Below are 17,965 nucleotides of genomic sequence, written 5' to 3' on the forward strand. Positions count from 1 at the left end.
ATTTCACTTAAGCATTTGCCAGAGCTGCCGCATGATAGCTTGCGTCTCTTCTTTACCACTGGTTAAAAATTGCATTTGGCCTTGATCACTGGTTGTTTTCAGTAAATCTTGTTGGGCCAATACCTGTTGTAAACGCTTGGCAACCGCCGCACCGGTATCAATCAATGTCACATCAGGGCCGACAATTTTTTGAATGTGGGTACGCACAAAGGGATAGTGGGTACAGCCCAGTACGATGGTATCGGCACCGGCATTGATCAGAGGCTGGCAATAAGTGTTTAACAGGGCGATTGTTTCAGGCTGGTCGAGTAAACCTTGTTCTATGCGTTCAACCAGGCCGACACACGCTTGAGTTACCACTTGCACACCATGTCCGTAATGCTCGAGCAAAGCCGCAAACTGTGCGCTCTGTAAAGTGCCCGTGGTGGCGAGTACGCCGATGACATTGTTTTTACTGGCCGCCGCCGCCGGCTTGACCGCGGGTTCCATGCCGATAATCGGTAAGGGAAAATGCTCACGCATCGGGGTGATGGCTGCGGCGGTGGCAGTATTGCAGGCGACAACGAGGGCTTTGGCACCTTGAGCAATCAAGGTTTCGGCGATGGTAAAGCACCGTTGTTGAATTTTTACCGCAGATTGGTTGCCATAAGGCGCATAGGCACTATCGGCAAAATAGATGAAATGCTCGTGCGGAAGCTGGCGTGTCAGGTGCTTGAGGACGGTAAGTCCGCCCACGCCTGAATCCATTACGCCAACCGGGGCACTGACTGCAATCGCTGGGCACATCGAAATGGCACGGGTTGATTTATAATGAGCGGATTATATAGGATTTTAGTCAGGTTTCAGGAATGGCCAATCGGCTGAGCAAGATTTACACACGTACCGGAGACAGTGGCACCACTGGCCTTGGCGATGGCTCGCGGGTTGCCAAGTTTGACCTGCGCGTGCAGGCGATGGGTGAAGTCGATGAGCTGAATGCCGTGCTGGGAATGTTGCTGGTGGAGGAGTTGCACGCCGACGTCCGCGAGCAGCTGGAAGCGATCCAGCATGATTTGTTTGATATGGGTGGCGAGCTCAGTATGCCTGGACATACCTTTATGCAGGCCGGGCGCGTTGCTATCCTGGAACAGGTTCTGGATCGCTGGAATGCCGAGTTGAGCCCACTGAAAGAGTTTATATTGCCGGGCGGTAGCCGTGCTTCGGCAGTGTGTCATCTGGCACGTACTGTGTGCCGCCGTGCCGAGCGCGTGTTGCATGCCTTGCATGCGCAATCACCAGTCACGGCAGTCAATCTGCAATACCTGAATCGCTTGTCGGACCTGTTGTTTGTATTATGTCGTACCTTGAATCGGCATGCCGGTGTGCCGGATGTGCTTTGGAATAACCAACATAAACTTTAATGCGCATGATGCGCTGATGTTCACTGAGTAATGATTAAACAATTTCTGCAAAAAGTATTTGGCAAACGCGGTCTGCCACCAGGTCAAACCTCCGAGCCTGGCCAAACTTCAAAAAAAGGTAAATCATCTGCGGTGCAGGTGATTTCGGCCAGCAAACACAAGATCAATCCCAAGCTGATTAGCCAGGCCGCACTGAAAACTTGTGACGGCCTGCAAAAAGCCGGATTTGAGGCCTATATCGTTGGTGGTGCTGTACGCGATTTGCTGCTTAACCACCCGCCAAAAGACTTTGATATTGCCACCAATGCCACGCCGGAGCAGGTGCATAAGACATTCCGCCGTTCGCGTATTATTGGCCGCCGTTTTCGCCTTGTGCACGTGTTATGGGGGCAGGAAACGATAGAAGTATCCACTTTCCGCGGCCACCACCAAAGCGAGGGCGATGGAGAGACCAATGACAGTGGCCGCATTATCCGTGACAATATTTTTGGCTCGATTGAAGAAGATGCCGTCAGGCGCGATTTTACCGCCAACGCGCTTTACTACGATCCCAAACGCCATGAAGTGCTGGACTTCCACAATGGTGTGGCGGATATCCGTGCCAAAACCTTGCGTATTATTGGCGACCCGGTCAAGCGCTATCAGGAAGATCCGGTGCGTATGTTACGTGCCGTTCGTCTGTCGGCCAAGCTGGGGTTAAAACTCGAGCAGACCACCGAAGCCCCGATACGAAAACTGGCAGACTTGCTGGAAGATGTACCGCCTAGCCGCCTGTTTGATGAAATGCTGAAGCTGTTTTTATCCGGGCATGCAATTGAGAGCATCGGTGCGCTACGGGCTCAGCATTTGCATCATGGATTATTGCCTTTGCTGGACGTGGTGCTGGAACAACCGCTAGGCGAAAAATTCGTCATGCTGGCCCTGAAAAATACCGATGATCGCATTCTGGCTGGCAAGTCTTCCAATCCGAGTTTCTTGTTTGCGACCTTGCTATGGCATGAAGTGTTGCAAGCCTGGCTGGAAAATCAGAAACGCGGCGAGCCTTTGATTCCGGCCTTGCACCTGGCAATGAATGAAATCATTGATAAACAGGGTGAGAAAATGGCGATCCATAATCGCTACACTGCCACCATGAAAGAAATCTGGGCCATGCAGCCACGCTTTGAACAGCGCTCCGGCAAACGTCCATATGCCTTGCTGACCAACCCGAAATATCGGGCAGGTTACGACTTCCTGTTATTGCGCTGTGCCTCTGGCGAGTTGCCTGAAGAGCTTGGTGAATGGTGGACGAGATTTGCTGACGCCGGCACCGAAGAGCGCACCAGTATGCTGTTACCTGACAGCGGCTTGCAAAAACGCCGTCGCCGTCCACGCAAGAAAAAACCGGCAGCTACGAATGGTGAGTCGGCGTAATGGCCCTGGCCTTGATTGCGCTCGGCAGCAATTTGCAGCAGCCGCAGGTGCAGGTAGCCAACGCCATCCAGGTGTTATCACAAACGCCAGGTTTGAGCTTAGTGAAAGCTTCCAGCCTGTATGCCACGGCGCCGGTGGGCTACGATAACCAGCCTGACTTTATCAATGCAGTCATTCAGGTGGCTACCGAAATCCCAGCGCCAGAACTGATGCAGTTACTGCTAACGATTGAACAAACATTCGGGCGTGAGCGGCCTTTCCCCAATGCACCGCGGATTCTAGACCTCGATCTGCTCGATTATGCCGGTATGCGCATGCAGACTTTCCTTCTCACATTGCCACATCCACGCATGCACGAACGTGGCTTTGTTATTTTGCCGCTGGCTGAAATTGTGCCCGACTTTGTACTGCCAGACGGGCAGTCTGTTGTAGAATGGGCAGCAGAGTTCCCGCATGATGAGGTGCGAAAACTGGACGCGCAAAAACTGGATCACTGATTAATTTAGCTGAACGAGCAATAACAATGTTTACCCGTTTTCCTTATGTTGTAATCGAAGGCCCGATAGGCAGTGGCAAGACTACGCTGGCACGCATGCTGGCAGACAAGTTCTCGGTAGAACTGCTATCCGAAAAAGCTGAGTCCAATCCTTTCCTGACCCGCTTTTACCAGGATGCCCAGCGTTACGCCTTACCGACGCAGCTGTTTTTCCTGTTCCAGCGTTCACGCCAGATTGAAGACATGGCACAACGCGACATGTTTGGCCAGCCAACCGTATCTGATTTCTTCCTCGAAAAAGACCCGCTGTTTGCACGCCTGAATCTGGATGATGAAGAGTACTCTCTGTATCACCAGATTTACCAGCACCTGCAACTCAAAGCGCCCAAGCCTGATCTCGTGGTGTATTTGCAAACACCTATCGATGCGCTGGTTGACCGGATAGAAGAGCGCAACATCAGTTACGAACAGGATATGCCGCGCGAATATATTGCCCGGCTGGCCGAAGCCTACAGTGAGTTTTTTCATACCTATGACGCATCGCCCTTGCTGATCGTCAACAATGAAAAGCTCAATATCATTAAAGACGCGGAAGCTTTCAATTTGCTGATTGAGCGGATCAACCAGATCAAGAGCAGCCGCGAATACTTTAATCCTAACTTTTAATTAAATGCATCTGCGTGCAAACTCCTGTATTGCGCGGTGCTCAACATCCTCATGTAATACATGTTCCGCTGGTTCTGGATTTTATCCGGTACAAGCAATTTAAAAGTCTCTTCCAATTATGCTAAACGCTCTCTTATCACGTGCAATGTCCGGCGAGAAAATCGCCATGTTGACATGTTATGACGCTACTTTTGCCAAGTTGATGCATTTGGCCGGTGTGGACATGCTGCTGGTAGGTGACTCATTAGGAATGGTCATACAAGGAGGTGACAGTACTTTGGGCGTCACCATGCAAGATATGCTGTATCACACCCGTATTGTGGCTAAGGGAGCGCCTGGTGCCGTGATCATGAGCGATATGCCGGTTGATAGTTACGAGCATGACCTCGCAGATGCCCTGCAAAATGCACAGGCCTTGATTGAGGCTGGCGCACATATCGTCAAGATTGAAGGTGGTGGTCACATGGTGGAAACTGCCCGCTACCTGGTTGAAAATGGTGTGCCTGTGTGTGCGCACCTGGGATTCACACCGCAATCGGTAGAAAAACTCGGTGGGTATAAAATCCAGGGAAAAACTGAAGCAGCAGGCCAGGTGATATTAAAAGATGCGCAAGAGATGGCGACGGCTGGAGCAAGCATGGTGCTGTTTGAAATGGTGCCGGCAGCATTGGCAACCCACATTACAGAGACTATTTCCGTCCCTACCATTGGCATTGGCGCTGGTGCAGGCTGTAGTGGCCAAGTGCTGGTGTTGCAGGATTTATTGGGTATTTATACAGGGCCGGCAGAAAAAAATCCTCAAGATTATAAAGCGCCCAGGTTTGCACAAAATTTCCTGGGCCAGACTGGTAACATAGAGAAAGCGATCATAAATTACGTTCAAGCTGTGAAATGCGGTGAGTTTCCGGCCGCGCAGCATAGCTATTAAAAGAATTCATTGATTCTACCGATGATGTCAAATCGTGTTTGATCAACAATCATTATCATGAAATTACTCGCCATCGAATCTTCTACCGAATTCCTCTCACTGGCCTTGCAAACCGAAGCTGGCCTTACTTCTTTCCATGAAGCGACAGGGCCTGCAGCTTCACAACGTATCCTGCCCGAAATTCAGCGTTTGCTGGCAAAAGCCGGTGCAAAACTGGCCGAACTGGATGGTATTGTCTATGGCACCGGTCCGGGCGCTTTCACAGGCGTACGGGTAGCGGTAGGCGTCACCCAGGGTCTGGCTTTCGGGGCTGACCTGCCTGTGTTTGGGGTGAGCTCTGTGCAGGCGGTGGCGCAAGCAGCCTGGCTGGAAACCGGGGCTGAAAAAGTGCTGGTGTGTTTGGATGCCCGGATGGGCGAGGTATACCATGCCGCGTTAATCAAACAACAGCATGGCTGGCTAGAGGTTTCGCCGCCAGTGGTGTGCAAGCCGCAGGAGGTGCCAGCGATTGCGGGTGATGGCTGGTTGGCGGCAGGTTCTGGCTGGGCTGTATTTGGTGAAGTGCTCTCAGCACAATATACTCAGCAGATAAGCCACATTCACGCGGAAATCATGCCTACAGCCAAGGCCATGCTAATGATTGCAACCCCCGGATTTATTGCGGGAGATACCCAGTCTGCGCAACAGGCCGCACCGCTTTATATACGTAACCGCGTCGCATTAACCGCTGATGAGCGCGCACAAGGGCAAACACTGTAGGGTAGATCAATGAGTGCATTACCTCAATACCAGCCACAATTCCGGCTCATGTCTTACGAAGACCTGATCGCGGTTTGCCGCATAGAGCCGACAATTTACAGTCACCCGTGGACCTACGGTAATTTCAAGGACTCTCTGGACTCAGGCTATTGCGCATGGGTAATGGAGATGTCCGGGGAAATCATAGGTTATGCATTGGTGATGATGGTGCTGGATGAAGCGCACCTGTTAAATATCAGTGTCGGACAAACGCATCAGGGGCAGGGGTTGGGGAGAGCATTGCTTGCGCATATGATAGAAATTTCCAGGCATCGGCTTGCGGCTAATATGTTTCTTGAAGTGCGTGAAAGCAATACCAAAGCGATTGCTTTATACGAGACGATGGGTTTTTGTGAAATGGGCATTCGGCGTAATTATTACCCGACCAAGTCAGGGCGTGAAGATGCCGTGCTGATGGGGCTCGCCTTATAAGGGCTTAAGATTGACGAGAGATATTCAAAACAGGAGCATGCCGTGAGTCTGGGGCGCGAAGATATATTGCGGGAATTGGAGTTGTTGCCTGTCTGGCGGTTGCGCACGCCAGTAGCGGAAAGCACATTGCCGGCAATTACAGTTAGAGCTTCCCCTGAAGTTTCTATAGAATCGCTCACTGAACAAAGCAGTCAGGTTTTGATTGAAACCATAGGCGCTGATCCAGTCATTGAACTGAGGGCTGACAGTGAGCCTGCGCCGATAGCGGAGATTCCTGAAAACAAGCAACCGGAAATTGCGCCTGCGCCACTGATTCAATCCCCCTGGTGTTTAATGTGCCCAAAAGTTGATGACGCTGCTGCGCAAGCTTTACTGCAAAATATCGTGCGTGCCTTGAAGCTGGCTCCTGAAGAATTACACGTTTCTCACCAGCCGTTTAAAGTTGCGCAAGTACAAAGCCGGTTTGCTGTTTTGTTTGGCCTGGAAGCCGCCAATGCCTTTTTGGGAACCAATCACTTGGATCTCGTTTCTATACGTGGCCAGTTATTCACGCACGATGATATGCGCTACGTCATTACGCATCATCCGGATGCCATGCTAGCCAATCCTTTGCTAAAAAAAGAAGTCTGGCATGATTTGTGTCTGCTACTGGCCGAAAAGTAAGCTGGTTGCGAAGCAAGCACAATCAATCCCGCAGAAAAAATAAAACTCAGCTAGTTGTAGCCAGGGATCTGGCCCCCATATAAATCAAAACTATTCAATGAGGAAAATTACGATGCGTCAAATATTTAAGGTTGTGTTGTTAGCTGGAGTGTTAATGCTTTCTGGCTGTGGTTATAACCAGTTTCAATCGCTGGATGAAGAAACCAAGGCAAGCTGGTCTGAAGTATTGAACCAATACCAGCGCCGTGCCGATCTGGTGCCTAACCTGGTGTCTACCGTGAAAGGTTATGCCAGTCATGAAGAAAAAGTGCTGACTGAAGTTACTGAAGCGCGCGCCAAAGTAGGCAGCATGCAGGTGACACCTGAATTGTTGAATGACCCGGAAGCGTTTGCCAAATTCCAGGCCGCACAAGGCCAGTTGACCAGTGCGTTATCGCGCCTGATGGTGGTGTCTGAAAACTACCCTAACCTGAAAGCGGATGCCAGCTTCCGTGATTTGCAGGCGCAACTGGAAGGTACAGAAAACCGTGTGAGTGTGGCGCGTAACCGTTATATTGAGGCGGTGAAGCAATACAATGTCACGGTGCGTAGTTTCCCCAACAACCTGACCGCGATGATGTTTGGCTACCAGCCTAAACCATCGTTTACGGTAGAGAATGAAAAAGCGATTTCATCTGCACCAAAAGTAGATTTTGGCGATAAGTAATTGTTGATGGCTTTGAAGTTGATGCTGTCGGTTTGGTTGCGTGTGCTGCTGCTTTGCAGCCTGTTGCTGACTGGTGCCAGTGTACATGCCGCCAAAGGTCTGGTCGACATTCCGCCGTTAAGCGCCGCTGTCACTGATTTGACGCAGACGCTATCGGCAGAGGAGCAGACAGCGCTCAACGAAAAACTGTCGCAGTTTTCGCAACAGAGCGGTTCGCAAATTGCCGTGCTGATATTGCCGACTACACAACCGGAAGATATCGCGCAATTTGGCATCCGCCTGGCTGATGCCTGGAAAATCGGCCGCGAAAAACAGGATGATGGCGTCATCGTCATTGTCGCCAAACAAGACCGTAAAATGCGGATTGAGGTCGGTTATGGGCTTGAAGGCGCTATCCCGGATGCGGTCGCCAAGCGCATTGTCGCTGAACAGCTCAGCCCTGCATTCAAACAAGGCCAATTTTACCAGGGCCTGCATGTGGCGACAGATACCCTGATCAAACTAATCCAGGGCGAACAATTGCCGTCCCCTGCCAAAGCGCAAGCGGCGGCAGGGCAACAGGGCTTGATGCACTGGCTGCCTATCCTGATGTTTGCCGCCATTTTTCTTGGCGCTATTTTGCGCGGCATGCTTGGCTCGTTTTTTGGTAGTGCCCTCACTGGTGGTGCTTTAGCTGTACTCGCTGGTTTCCTGGGCGCAACGCTTTTGGTCATGGGGCTGGTTGGCCTTGCCGCATTTATCTTCACGCTGGCCATGGGCGGCGGTCAGGGTGGTTTGCCGATAGGCGGATTCCCGGGCGGCTTCGGCGGTGGAGGCGGCGGCCGCGATATATTCAGCGGCGGTGGTGGCGGTTTTGGTGGCGGTGGCGCATCAGGAGATTGGTAATGAAACCCGTACATCCATTCAGACGTTTCTTCCGTCATCTCACCAGCCATCCATGGCAGGTCAAACGCCATTTCTCTGAGGCTGCGTTGCAACATATCGAACACGCAATTGCAGCGAATGAGCATTTGCATGCTGGTGAAATCCGTGTCGTGATCGAGTCCGGCCTGCCGCTTTCTGCCATCATGCAAGGCGTGTCGCCACGGCAACGGGCGATACAACTGTTCGGTCAACTGAATATCTGGGATACTGAACAGAACAACGGCGTGCTGATTTACCTGATGCTGGCGGACAAGGATGTAGAGATTATCGCTGACCGTGGCATACACAAGCACGTGCAAGCGCAGGGTTGGCAGCATATTTGCCAGCAAATGGAAGGGATGTTTAGAAGTGGGCAGTTTGAACAAGGCGTTACACACGGCATTACCGCAATTGGCGATCATCTTGCAGAATACTTCCCGCCTCAAGCGACTCCGCGCAACGAGCTTTGCAATCACGTATTGGTGCTCTAGTGTTTTGTCGGGCGGTTTATTACTGATTGCGGCAGGCACAGCGCAGGCTGATTTAAAAGATATTTATCGCATCTACCACAACCAGCCCAGCCTGGCAGCATTTGAAATCTGCCAGGGGGGTGGCTGCACCCATTCAGATACGTTACAACTGGCTGAATCCGAGTGGGATCATGTACTACGAATCTTCTCTCCCCTCCCCGAAACCGCTGAACAAGAACGCATCCAGATAGCCGAAGCCATCGGCATGCTGGAAGATATCGTAGGCACCAAAACCGGCACTGCTGCTGATCGCGCCGGTACCTTTGGCAATAGCGATTACCAGCACCAGCAAGACTGTAACGATGAGGCCATTAATAGCACTACCTATATGCGCTTGATGCAGCAGGCGGGCTTGATACGCTTTCACACCATTCAGGATACCCGCACCCGCAAATTCTTCTTTACCGGCTGGCCACATAGCACTGCGGTTATTCGCGAGAATGATACCCAGGCTGAGTTTGCGGTCGACAGCTGGTTTTACGATAATGGTCATGCCGCGACCATCGTGCCGATGGCGCAATGGAAAGATGGCTATATTCCTGAAGACAGCCCGATTCACTATCGAGAATAACCCCGGCTTATTTGCTGACTTGTTTACTTGCTGACTAGCGCCGCATTTAAGGCTAGAATTCGGCCTTTAGAATTCTGTTAGAACTCCATTCTTATGCGCGCATCACAATTTTTCATTGCTACCCAAAAAGAAGCCCCTTCAGATGCCGAACTGATCAGCCATAAACTGATGGTCAGGGCCGGACTTATCAAAAAGTTAGGCAGCGGTCTCTATAGCTGGATGCCACTGGGTTTGCGCGTGTTACGTAAAGTAGAAAATGTCGTGCGTGACGAAATGAATAAGGCAGGCGCACTGGAATTGCTGATGCCAGCCGTGCAACCTAAAGAATTATGGGAAGAGACCGGTCGCTGGGCAGTGTTTGGCCCGCAGATGCTCAAAATCCAGGACAGGCACGAACGTGACTTCTGTTTTGGCCCGACACACGAAGAAGTGATTACTGACATCGCGCGTAAGGAAATCAGCAGCTACAAACAATTACCGCTGAATTTCTACCAGATCCAGACCAAATTCCGTGACGAGATCCGTCCGCGGTTCGGCGTGATGCGTGCCCGTGAATTCCTGATGAAAGATGCTTACTCTTTCCATACCAGCGTTGATTGCCTGGTGGAAACTTACAACAGCATGCACACCGCTTACAGCAATGTGTTTACCCGTTTAGGACTCAAGTTCCGCGCAGTAAAAGCCGACTCCGGCGCGATTGGTGGTGATGGTTCGCAAGAGTTTCATGTGCTGGCCGACAGCGGCGAAGATGCCCTGGCTTACTGTGAAGACTCTGATTATGCGGCTAACGTCGAGATGGCTGAAGCAATATCGAATACCAGCCGCCCGGCCGCCACTGAAGCCATGCGTGAAGTCGATACCCCTAAGCAAACCACCTGTGAAGACGTGGCTAAACTGCTGGAAGTACCAGTGGCTAAAACGGTCAAGTCTGTCGCTTTAATGGTTGATGAAGTATTCACACTGGCTTTACTGCGTGGCGACCACCAGTTGAACGAAGTGAAATTCGGCAAAGTGGAGGGCGTACAAAATTTCCGCCTGGCGACTGAAGAAGAAATTCGCGCTAATTTAAGCTGCCCGCCAGGCTTTATCGGCCCGGTCGGCGTCAATGGCAATGTGCGCGTGATTGCCGACAGGGCAGTGGCAGTGTTAAGCGATTTTGTCTGCGGCGCAAACAAGCCTAAATTCCATTTGGCGGGAGTCAATTTTGGCCGCGATTTGCCAGAGCCTGTCATCGTGGCCGATATCCGCAATGTGGTAGAAGGTGATGCCAGCCCGGATGGCAAAGGCACGCTGAGTTTGTGTCGCGGCATTGAAGTCGGGCATATTTTTCAGTTACGTACTAAGTATTCCGAGGCCATGCAGGCGACTTACCTGGACGAAAACGGGCAATCGCAAGTGATGGAAATGGGCTGTTACGGTATTGGTGTGTCACGGATTGTCGGCGCAGCGATTGAACAGGGCCATGATGACAAAGGCATTATTTTTCCTCGCAGCATGGCGCCGTTTGATGTGGTGATCTGCCCGATTGGCCTGGATAAAAGTGATGTAGTGAAACAAACAGCGTTTGATTTGTACAAGCAGTTGCAGCAGGCAGGTGTGGATGTGTTGCTGGATGACCGCGGTGAGCGTCCGGGCGTGATGTTTGCTGAAAGTGACCTGATGGGCGTCCCGCATCGTATTGTGATTGGTGACCGTGGCCTGGCCGAAGGTAAAGTGGAATACAAAGGCCGTACCGATGCCGAGGCACAAAACTTGCAAGTGGCTGACAGTGTTGCGTTTTTACGTGACAAACTTGGGCATTAACTAGAAGGCTTTATTGCTTCTGTTCTGCGCCTGGATCGCTTCTCTATTGCATAGAATAGGCAAGATGAATAAACCACGCTTTTTACCTGCTGCCATGATATTGACCGGCCTGTTGTTCTGGTCGTCAATCACCCTGGCCGGTAACCAGAAAGAAGAGCCGTTAGCCAATAGCGTCAAGTCTGTGATGCAAAAGTCAGTCAGCGATGTGGCAGCACCTCGCTTGCTGTTCGATACCGAGCAAACCGCACAGCAATGGTTGCAGGAAATGTCAGTGCGGTTAACAAAACGCATGCCGGATACACAATACCGCGAAGACTTTTTAAAGTCAGTGCATTATGAAGCGACGCGCGCGGGCCTGGATCCGCAGCTGGTGCTGGGCTTGATCCAGGTTGAAAGCGGTTTCAAGAAATATGCTGTTTCCAGCGTAGGGGCCCGTGGCTATATGCAGGTGATGCCGTTCTGGGTAAAAAGCATAGGCGCCAACGAACATAACCTCTTTGATATGCGCTTGAACCTGCGTTACGGCTGTACGATTTTGCGTCACTACCTGGATATAGAGCGCGGTGATTATTACCGTGCACTAGGCCGCTACAACGGCAGCCTAGGCAAGCCGGAATACCCTAACCTGGTGGTGGGTGCCTGGCGCAATCACTGGCATTATGACTCTCCGCTAAAAATGAATATTGCCAGCCAATAAGGCATGATTGATTGAATAGAAAACCGCGCTGCTGCGCGGTTTTTTATTCATTAAAACGGCTACTTCACTACTTTGAATCCGTAATAAGTGCCAAACTCGCCTTCGTTCTCGTGATACACAAACAGCATGCCATTGCTGTAACCGGCGCCATTGAAATGGTTGTGTGAGCGCAGCTTCATGGTTTTAGGCAACGCACTTTTACCGACATACTGACCATTCAGGTCAAAAATCAGCACTGCTTTGTGGTCAACATCAAGCAATGCCAGTTCGTTACCCGCAACACCGGTAAACGCAATAAAATGGTCGCTGACGTCATCGTAAACCACTTGCGCTTTGCTATAGTCCAGCTTGATTTCTTTAAGCTTTTCGCGCTGCTTCGCATCTACCACAAACACCAGGTTGCCATGTTCCTGTTTAGCATAATAGTGATTGGTTGCCGGGTCGTAGCTCGGCATCGTGCCCGCATCACCAAACGCAGGATTGAACTGGTAAAGCTCATTAGAGCTCGTGAGCACTTCACCCTTGTCGTCCACGTCGAGGCTAAAGATACCGGTGTTAGGTGAAAAACCAGCGGCTGTAGAAATGTTGTAAGTGATGGTTTCAAGCTTGTTTGAGTTGGCGTTGTAATACAGTGAGCGATTATCAAACCCCGGCTTGGCTGAATTCACGTATTGGCCATTAGCGGTATAAGCATGCACTTCTGATTTTGAAATGGGCGCTTCAAACTCGCTACCCATAGGCGCCAGGCCACCATCCGCAATGTAGTAGTGTTGGTTGCCGGGCAGATAAGCGACAGTCATCGGGCGTGTGGTTGGTTTTTTGCTGAGCGGGATTTTAATACCGACTTCTGCTTCCGGCAGAATTTCCGCCTGGCTGGTAAGCGACAGGCATAGCAGTGCCAAACCGCTGAGTAATTTTTTATTCAATTGCATATCTCCGTGATCCTGTTTATGGGTGTTAGGTAGACGCTATTTTAAGCGGCAAGTTTAATGCAGCTTTGATTAACGCTTCTTTTTATTATGTGGTGCACGCGTAATCAGCATGGCATCGCCATAACTGAAAAACCGGTAAGATTCCTGAATGGCATGCGCATAAGCGCGACGCAGTAAGTCATAACCGCCAAAGGCAGAAACCAGCATCATTAATGTGCTTTTCGGCAGGTGAAAGTTAGTGATCAAGCGGTCGACCAACTGAAACTCAAATCCAGGTGTGATGAAAATATCGGTTTCGCCATGGTGGGCAAAAAGTTTATCCGCACGCGCCGCACTTTCCAGCGTGCGTAATGAAGTCGTGCCAACTGCAGTCACGCGCTTGCCGGCTTCACGTGCATGCAGAATCGCAGCGATGGTTTCTTCAGGCAGGTGATACACCTCGCTATGCATGTGATGCTCGGCAATATTATCTACCTTCACCGGCTGGAAAGTGCCTGCGCCTACATGCAAGGTGACATAGCATACATGCACACCTTTGTTGCTCAGTGCACTCAACATCTCGTCATCGAAATGCAGGCCTGCTGTTGGCGCAGCTACTGCGCCTTCATGTTTGGCAAATACCGTCTGGTAGCGAGTGTCATCAGCCGTGTCGGCTGCATGTTCAATGTAAGGCGGTAATGGCAGTTGACCATGCTGCTCCAGAAAGTCATACCACGATTCATCGCCAAGCAGCCGGATATGAAACATATCGGCATGACGCCCCAATACCTCTGCCTGGTAGCTGTTAGCCAAATGCAACAGGCTGCCCGCTTTTGGTGAGCGGGAGGCTTTGATTTGCGCGTAAGCTTCCTGGGTATTGAAAACGCGATCTATCATCACCTCGATATTTCCGCCGGTGGCTTTTTGTCCAAACAACCGCGCTTTTATCACTTTGGTATCGTTAAGCACCAACACATCGCCAGCTTCAAAATAATCGCTGATCTGGCGAAAAAAATTGTCCCGGATGGTGTTTGCAATTGCGTCTACTTCCAGCAGGCGGCTTTGTGTACGATTGGGTAAAGGATGTTGTGCAATCAGGTGCTGCGGGAGATGAAAATCGAAATCTAGAGTTCTCATAAATCAAAAATATGGTTATAATAGCTTCTTTGTTGTCCAACATTATATCCCATGCCGGGATGGCGGAACTGGTAGACGCACTGGACTCAAAATCCAGCGCCGCAAGGCGTGCCGGTTCGATTCCGGCTCCCGGCACCATAATATAGTCTCAAGCAGTATCAAAAGACGAAAAACGAATAAAAATCAAAGGCTTAGATGAAAATCTAGGCCTTTTTTCATATCATAACGTCGCTTGACATATACATTTTTCATGTATAATTTTGTGTCTAACAAACTTATACAGCCGAAAGTTATACATATGGCACTCACTGATACACAGCTCCGCAACGCTAAACCAGCTGAGAGATTATTCGATCACAGACGGTCAAGGCCTATCCATACTGATGACGAGTAAGGGTGCTAAAGGCTGGCGTTTTCGGTACCGCCATCAAGGCAAACCTAAACTGATGTCTTTTGGTACATATCCAGAAGTTACACTGCAGCAAGCGAGAGCAAAAACGTGATGAAGCACGTGCGCTGGTGGCGAAAGATATCGACCCTGGGCAAGATCGAAAAGAGCAAAAGCAGAAAGCTTAGCTCGAATCTTCAAATGCATTTCAAGTAGTGGCCACTGAATGGCACGCACTCCACAATAAAAGTAAATCAGAACGTCACCAGCAGTGCGTTAAACGCTGGTTAAAACTCTAAAATTCAGCTTTCTTGGACAAAGGACGAACTATTGTTTAGAAAAGGTGATCCGGAAGAAAGTGTTTCCCATGGAGAAACCGAAACTCTCACATATGGAAACAACAGACTTTCTCTCAAAAATAATCAAATAAAATAGATAAATATCATGTATGTACTAAAGATGAGTATTTATACGAAATGTTTGGGGGGATAACTTGTAAAAGTACAGTCAATGAAATTGAGAGCACATTTGGAAGTGCAGCCAACATCAAAACCAGTGAAGATAAGCTCAGGCGTATTTACAATTATCCTAAATATAATATTAGTTTTGGTCTATCTGAGGCTAAAGTGAAAGCAATTTTTATCTTTGATAAATCGAAGTATCCAACTGCATTGCAGTTCGAGTAGATTAATTAGGCAGATTACATAGGTTATAGTTTTTCTTTTCGGCGTAGTTAGTGATCTCTGGCGCTTTGTTTCGGAGTGAAATTATCAATAACTCCGTTCTTAAGGAACGCCCTTGAGTATTTAAATGTAAGTTTGTATCAAAGAAGAAAGACCTTCCAAATGTTAAATCTTCTCTCTTATCGATAAAGAAACCAATCTTTTCAAAATCCTTCGAGAAAAGAGCTTCGCTAGCTCTTAATTCATCAAGATTGTACTCAGAAACTAAATATGGAGCATTAGCAAAATAAACTTTAATTTTTTTAAGCTTCATTTCTTTCACAAATGCTGTTAATTGCTTTGAAGTGAAATCGGATAGACTACTTGGATTATGAATGTCTCCCTCTATTCCCTGATAAAGACTACCTTCTGCTTTTGTCATGTCACCATAATTATTAAGGTTGTAGGCTGAATATTCAAAGCTAGAGGGAGGTGGACGGTTATTGAACTTGGATATGACATACTCTGCATCAAGGGCATTTAGACGCTTTCTAATGATTGATGGAAAAATTTCTTTCGCTACAGTTGCCATAACCATTTCACCAAAAGTGCTGAGGGGAATTGATGTCAGAAACTGTTTTTTTTCATGATAAGACATCGTTTCCCAAAAAGAATGATCCCACGCAATGACATTTTCAATTTGCCAAGTATCAAGTTTCTGAATGCGATTGTAATACCCAGGTTCTAATTGCAAGACTATTGAGTCATTGGTTTTTGCTATTTTGCTTACTTCCTTAAGAATCTTTTCTAATGGTAATGCTGCGTGTAAACCAAAGTTAATAACTGGCATTTTTAGTTGTTGACTTAGGTATTCTGCATCAATTCCAAAAAGGGGACTTGAACCTCCCGCAATGATTAATTTGGGTTCGCCTTCAAGCTGTTTAACTAAGTGCTTTTTTATTATGAGCATTTCATTTACCCAATACTCGGATCGAATAGGTGCGCCGATCATTATCAAAGCTGCTACAAAAAAAATAATTGCAGATGATAGAGTAGAGATAAAAAATAGATGATGAAATTTCATTACTTAAAATTGGAAATACAAAAATTCTGATTCAGTATTGTGTTGCATAGAATGAATTAATATAAAAAAAGCACACCCGTAAAATATAGCTTGTACTTTCGTATGCCGCCACCTTATCCATTCTAGAATCTTTGATGATGTATTCGACGGTTTAATTGTTGTTGATTCCTTTAATTCATCACAAGTAGGATGTAACTCCTTAAATATTTCTAAAACATTCGGTAGTAAAAACACACTGACTAAACAAGGAATAACAAGCGATAGCTGTTTTATTACAGGAATCCAGTTGTCTATCAGGCCATGCACTCCGGCCATGCCTTGTAGTAAAGTAAAGGCCGAAGATAGGGTGTCGGCTCGGAAAAATACCCAAGCTACTGCTACCGCTGTAAAAGTAAGGGATACTTCTAAAAAATAACTAGTTTTCCCGACATATTTTAAATTTTTACTTTCTTTATAGCCTCTCCATAGGTGATTAACAATCAGATAAATACCATGAAGCCCGCCCCATATAATGAAAGTCCAGCCCGCGCCATGCCACAAGCCGCCAATTACCATTGTAATTAGCATAAATAGATATTTTTTAGTTTGTCCCTTTCGATTCCCCCCTAGCGGAATATAAAGATAGTCACGTAAAAAGCGTGAAAGTGTCATATGCCAACGTCGCCAAAAATCTATTATGCTTCTAGCCTTGTAAGGAGAGTTGAAGTTTATGGGTAAGCGTATATTTAGCATCAACGAGATACCAATTGCCATTTCCGAATAAGCTGAAAAATCAAAATATAACTGTAACGAGTAAGCAATTACTCCTAGCCATGACTCAACTAACATAGGTTCAGATCCAGATGCCACAGAAGTAAAAATTGGCGTAGCAATATTTGCTAATGAATCAGCAACAAGAATTTTCTTTGCAAGCCCAACTACAAAAATACTTAAACCTGCTGAAATATTATCGGAGTTAATTTTATTTGCATCTGGCTTAGAAAACTGAGGCATCATTTCATTATGGTGTAACACTGGACCAGCTATTAAATGAGGAAAATAAGTAACAAATAATGTGTAGTTAATAAAGTTGAATTCCTTAATTTTTCTTTGATATGTATCGACTAAAAAGGCGATTTGCGTGAACGTAAAAAATGAAATTCCTAAGGGAAGAATGATGTCAAGTTTTGGCAAGATTGATCCAGAAATTTGATTAATAGAAAGGGCGAAAAATCCAGCGTACTTGTAGTACCCGAGCAATAGTAGGTTTAAGATAATTGCAACGATTAATAAAAGTTTTGCATAACTCTTCTTCCGTATAGCATTGAAAAAATGTATGGAATAACCCGCGGAAAAGTTAAATAAGATTGATCCTAAAAGCAAAGCCAAATATCGCTCATCCCACCAGCCGTAAAAAAACAGTGACATACCTGCAAGCCATAAATTTGCAACTGATTGACCATACTTTCCTAAATAGAAAAACCCGATGAAAGCTATTGGGAAAAAGGCGAAAATGAAAATATATGAGTTGAATAGCATTTTTTGATTTTGTTAAATTTTCAGCTAACAAAATTGTAACATTGAGTGAGCTTTTAGATGTTTAATCGATTCATGTAGGTAATTTGAAAGTCACGTTGTTAATAAGATTACTAATCAATCGATTAAATCAGCTGGTGAGTTAGTTATTTTGGATGTAAGTAAATTGCAAAATGTATAGTTTTATGTATAACTATGTTTTCTTAAATGAGAACAATCTCATTCGTATTGGCTTGTAGCGCAACATTCGGTTCAGGCTCCC

Annotated in this window: 20 protein-coding genes and 1 tRNA gene; 16 read left to right on the top strand and 5 right to left on the bottom strand. The window is 47.7% G+C overall.

Translation table 11 applies throughout. The annotated features are described in order from the left end of the window. Positions 1 to 3: 3 nt before the first annotated feature. A complete protein-coding gene (gene murI, locus ASG24_RS08305) occupies positions 4 to 786 on the bottom strand; it encodes a glutamate racemase (RefSeq protein WP_055870110.1) in 783 nt (260 codons plus the stop codon). Positions 787 to 848: 62 nt separating this feature from the next. Between murI and ASG24_RS08310 the strand changes: the two genes are divergently transcribed. The 14 genes from ASG24_RS08310 to ASG24_RS08375 all read left to right on the top strand — a co-directional run bounded on the left by ASG24_RS08310 (position 849) and on the right by ASG24_RS08375 (position 12,006). Next, the gene (locus ASG24_RS08310; protein ID WP_055827873.1) at positions 849 to 1,400 is read left to right on the top strand and encodes a cob(I)yrinic acid a,c-diamide adenosyltransferase; all 552 of its coding nucleotides are present in this window, start codon (positions 849 to 851) and stop codon (positions 1,398 to 1,400) included. A gap of 30 nt (positions 1,401 to 1,430) precedes the next feature. Further along, positions 1,431 to 2,813, top strand: a complete 1,383-nt coding sequence (pcnB, locus tag ASG24_RS08315; protein ID WP_055870113.1) for a polynucleotide adenylyltransferase PcnB — start codon at positions 1,431 to 1,433, stop codon at positions 2,811 to 2,813. Continuing rightward, positions 2,813 to 3,310: a 2-amino-4-hydroxy-6-hydroxymethyldihydropteridine diphosphokinase gene (gene folK / locus ASG24_RS08320; RefSeq protein ID WP_055870116.1), complete on the top strand. Its 498-nt coding sequence runs from the start codon at positions 2,813 to 2,815 to the stop codon at positions 3,308 to 3,310. Before pcnB ends, folK begins: the two co-directional genes overlap by 1 nt. Before the next feature lie 26 nt (positions 3,311 to 3,336). Then, the gene (locus ASG24_RS08325; protein WP_082488035.1) at positions 3,337 to 3,975 is read left to right on the top strand and encodes a deoxynucleoside kinase; all 639 of its coding nucleotides are present in this window, start codon (positions 3,337 to 3,339) and stop codon (positions 3,973 to 3,975) included. Positions 3,976 to 4,093: 118 nt separating this feature from the next. Then, positions 4,094 to 4,903, top strand: coding sequence for a 3-methyl-2-oxobutanoate hydroxymethyltransferase (gene panB / locus ASG24_RS08330; protein WP_055870119.1), 810 nt, complete (start codon positions 4,094 to 4,096; stop codon positions 4,901 to 4,903). Between the two features lie 57 nt (positions 4,904 to 4,960). After that, the gene (tsaB, locus tag ASG24_RS08335) at positions 4,961 to 5,662 is read left to right on the top strand and encodes a tRNA (adenosine(37)-N6)-threonylcarbamoyltransferase complex dimerization subunit type 1 TsaB (RefSeq protein ID WP_055870122.1); all 702 of its coding nucleotides are present in this window, start codon (positions 4,961 to 4,963) and stop codon (positions 5,660 to 5,662) included. 9 nt (positions 5,663 to 5,671) lie between these two features. After that, entirely contained in the window at positions 5,672 to 6,133 is a 462-nt protein-coding gene (gene rimI / locus ASG24_RS08340) for a ribosomal protein S18-alanine N-acetyltransferase (protein WP_229008457.1), read from the top strand. 42 nt (positions 6,134 to 6,175) lie between these two features. After that, positions 6,176 to 6,796, top strand: coding sequence for a hypothetical protein (locus ASG24_RS08345; RefSeq protein WP_055870129.1), 621 nt, complete (start codon positions 6,176 to 6,178; stop codon positions 6,794 to 6,796). A 112-nt stretch (positions 6,797 to 6,908) separates the two neighbouring features. Next, the gene (locus ASG24_RS08350; protein WP_156376540.1) at positions 6,909 to 7,502 is read left to right on the top strand and encodes a LemA family protein; all 594 of its coding nucleotides are present in this window, start codon (positions 6,909 to 6,911) and stop codon (positions 7,500 to 7,502) included. A gap of 6 nt (positions 7,503 to 7,508) precedes the next feature. Then, on the top strand, positions 7,509 to 8,387 hold the full coding sequence (locus tag ASG24_RS08355; protein WP_055870478.1) for a YgcG family protein: 879 nt from the start codon (positions 7,509 to 7,511) through the stop codon (positions 8,385 to 8,387). After that, positions 8,387 to 8,896: a TPM domain-containing protein gene (locus ASG24_RS08360; RefSeq protein ID WP_055870135.1), complete on the top strand. Its 510-nt coding sequence runs from the start codon at positions 8,387 to 8,389 to the stop codon at positions 8,894 to 8,896. The genes ASG24_RS08355 and ASG24_RS08360 overlap by 1 nt, the downstream gene beginning before the upstream one ends. Before the next feature lie 4 nt (positions 8,897 to 8,900). Next, the gene (locus ASG24_RS08365) at positions 8,901 to 9,506 is read left to right on the top strand and encodes a hypothetical protein (RefSeq protein ID WP_235562358.1); all 606 of its coding nucleotides are present in this window, start codon (positions 8,901 to 8,903) and stop codon (positions 9,504 to 9,506) included. Between the two features lie 93 nt (positions 9,507 to 9,599). Further along, positions 9,600 to 11,309, top strand: a complete 1,710-nt coding sequence (locus ASG24_RS08370; RefSeq protein ID WP_055870138.1) for a proline--tRNA ligase — start codon at positions 9,600 to 9,602, stop codon at positions 11,307 to 11,309. A 94-nt stretch (positions 11,310 to 11,403) separates the two neighbouring features. Then, a complete protein-coding gene (locus tag ASG24_RS08375) occupies positions 11,404 to 12,006 on the top strand; it encodes a lytic transglycosylase domain-containing protein (RefSeq protein WP_235562368.1) in 603 nt (200 codons plus the stop codon). Between the two features lie 59 nt (positions 12,007 to 12,065). Here the strand turns inward: ASG24_RS08375 and ASG24_RS08380 are convergent, their stop codons facing one another. Beyond that, positions 12,066 to 12,938 (bottom strand): hypothetical protein, encoded by an 873-nt coding sequence (locus tag ASG24_RS08380; protein ID WP_055870144.1) that lies wholly within the window; start codon positions 12,936 to 12,938, stop codon positions 12,066 to 12,068. Between the two features lie 69 nt (positions 12,939 to 13,007). Further along, positions 13,008 to 14,054 (bottom strand): tRNA preQ1(34) S-adenosylmethionine ribosyltransferase-isomerase QueA, encoded by a 1,047-nt coding sequence (gene queA, locus ASG24_RS08385; protein ID WP_055870147.1) that lies wholly within the window; start codon positions 14,052 to 14,054, stop codon positions 13,008 to 13,010. Positions 14,055 to 14,107: 53 nt separating this feature from the next. On the opposite strand from queA, the gene ASG24_RS08390 reads away from it, so the two are divergent. Both ASG24_RS08390 and ASG24_RS14950 read left to right on the top strand, forming a co-directional pair. Then, positions 14,108 to 14,192: transfer RNA gene (locus ASG24_RS08390), tRNA-Leu, on the top strand. Positions 14,193 to 14,314: 122 nt separating this feature from the next. Further along, the gene (locus ASG24_RS14950; protein WP_369814176.1) at positions 14,315 to 14,557 is read left to right on the top strand and encodes an Arm DNA-binding domain-containing protein; all 243 of its coding nucleotides are present in this window, start codon (positions 14,315 to 14,317) and stop codon (positions 14,555 to 14,557) included. Between the two features lie 572 nt (positions 14,558 to 15,129). On the opposite strand, the gene ASG24_RS08400 is transcribed toward ASG24_RS14950, so the two are convergent. Further along, on the bottom strand, positions 15,130 to 16,116 hold the full coding sequence (locus ASG24_RS08400) for a hypothetical protein (protein WP_055870153.1): 987 nt from the start codon (positions 16,114 to 16,116) through the stop codon (positions 15,130 to 15,132). Positions 16,117 to 16,191: 75 nt separating this feature from the next. Further along, the gene (locus ASG24_RS08405) at positions 16,192 to 17,706 is read right to left on the bottom strand and encodes an MBOAT family protein (protein WP_055870155.1); all 1,515 of its coding nucleotides are present in this window, start codon (positions 17,704 to 17,706) and stop codon (positions 16,192 to 16,194) included. Positions 17,707 to 17,965: the final 259 nt, after the last annotated feature.

Origin of the sequence: Methylophilus sp. Leaf414 (genome assembly GCF_001425425.1) — a bacterium.
GTDB lineage: Bacteria > Pseudomonadota > Gammaproteobacteria > Burkholderiales > Methylophilaceae > Methylophilus.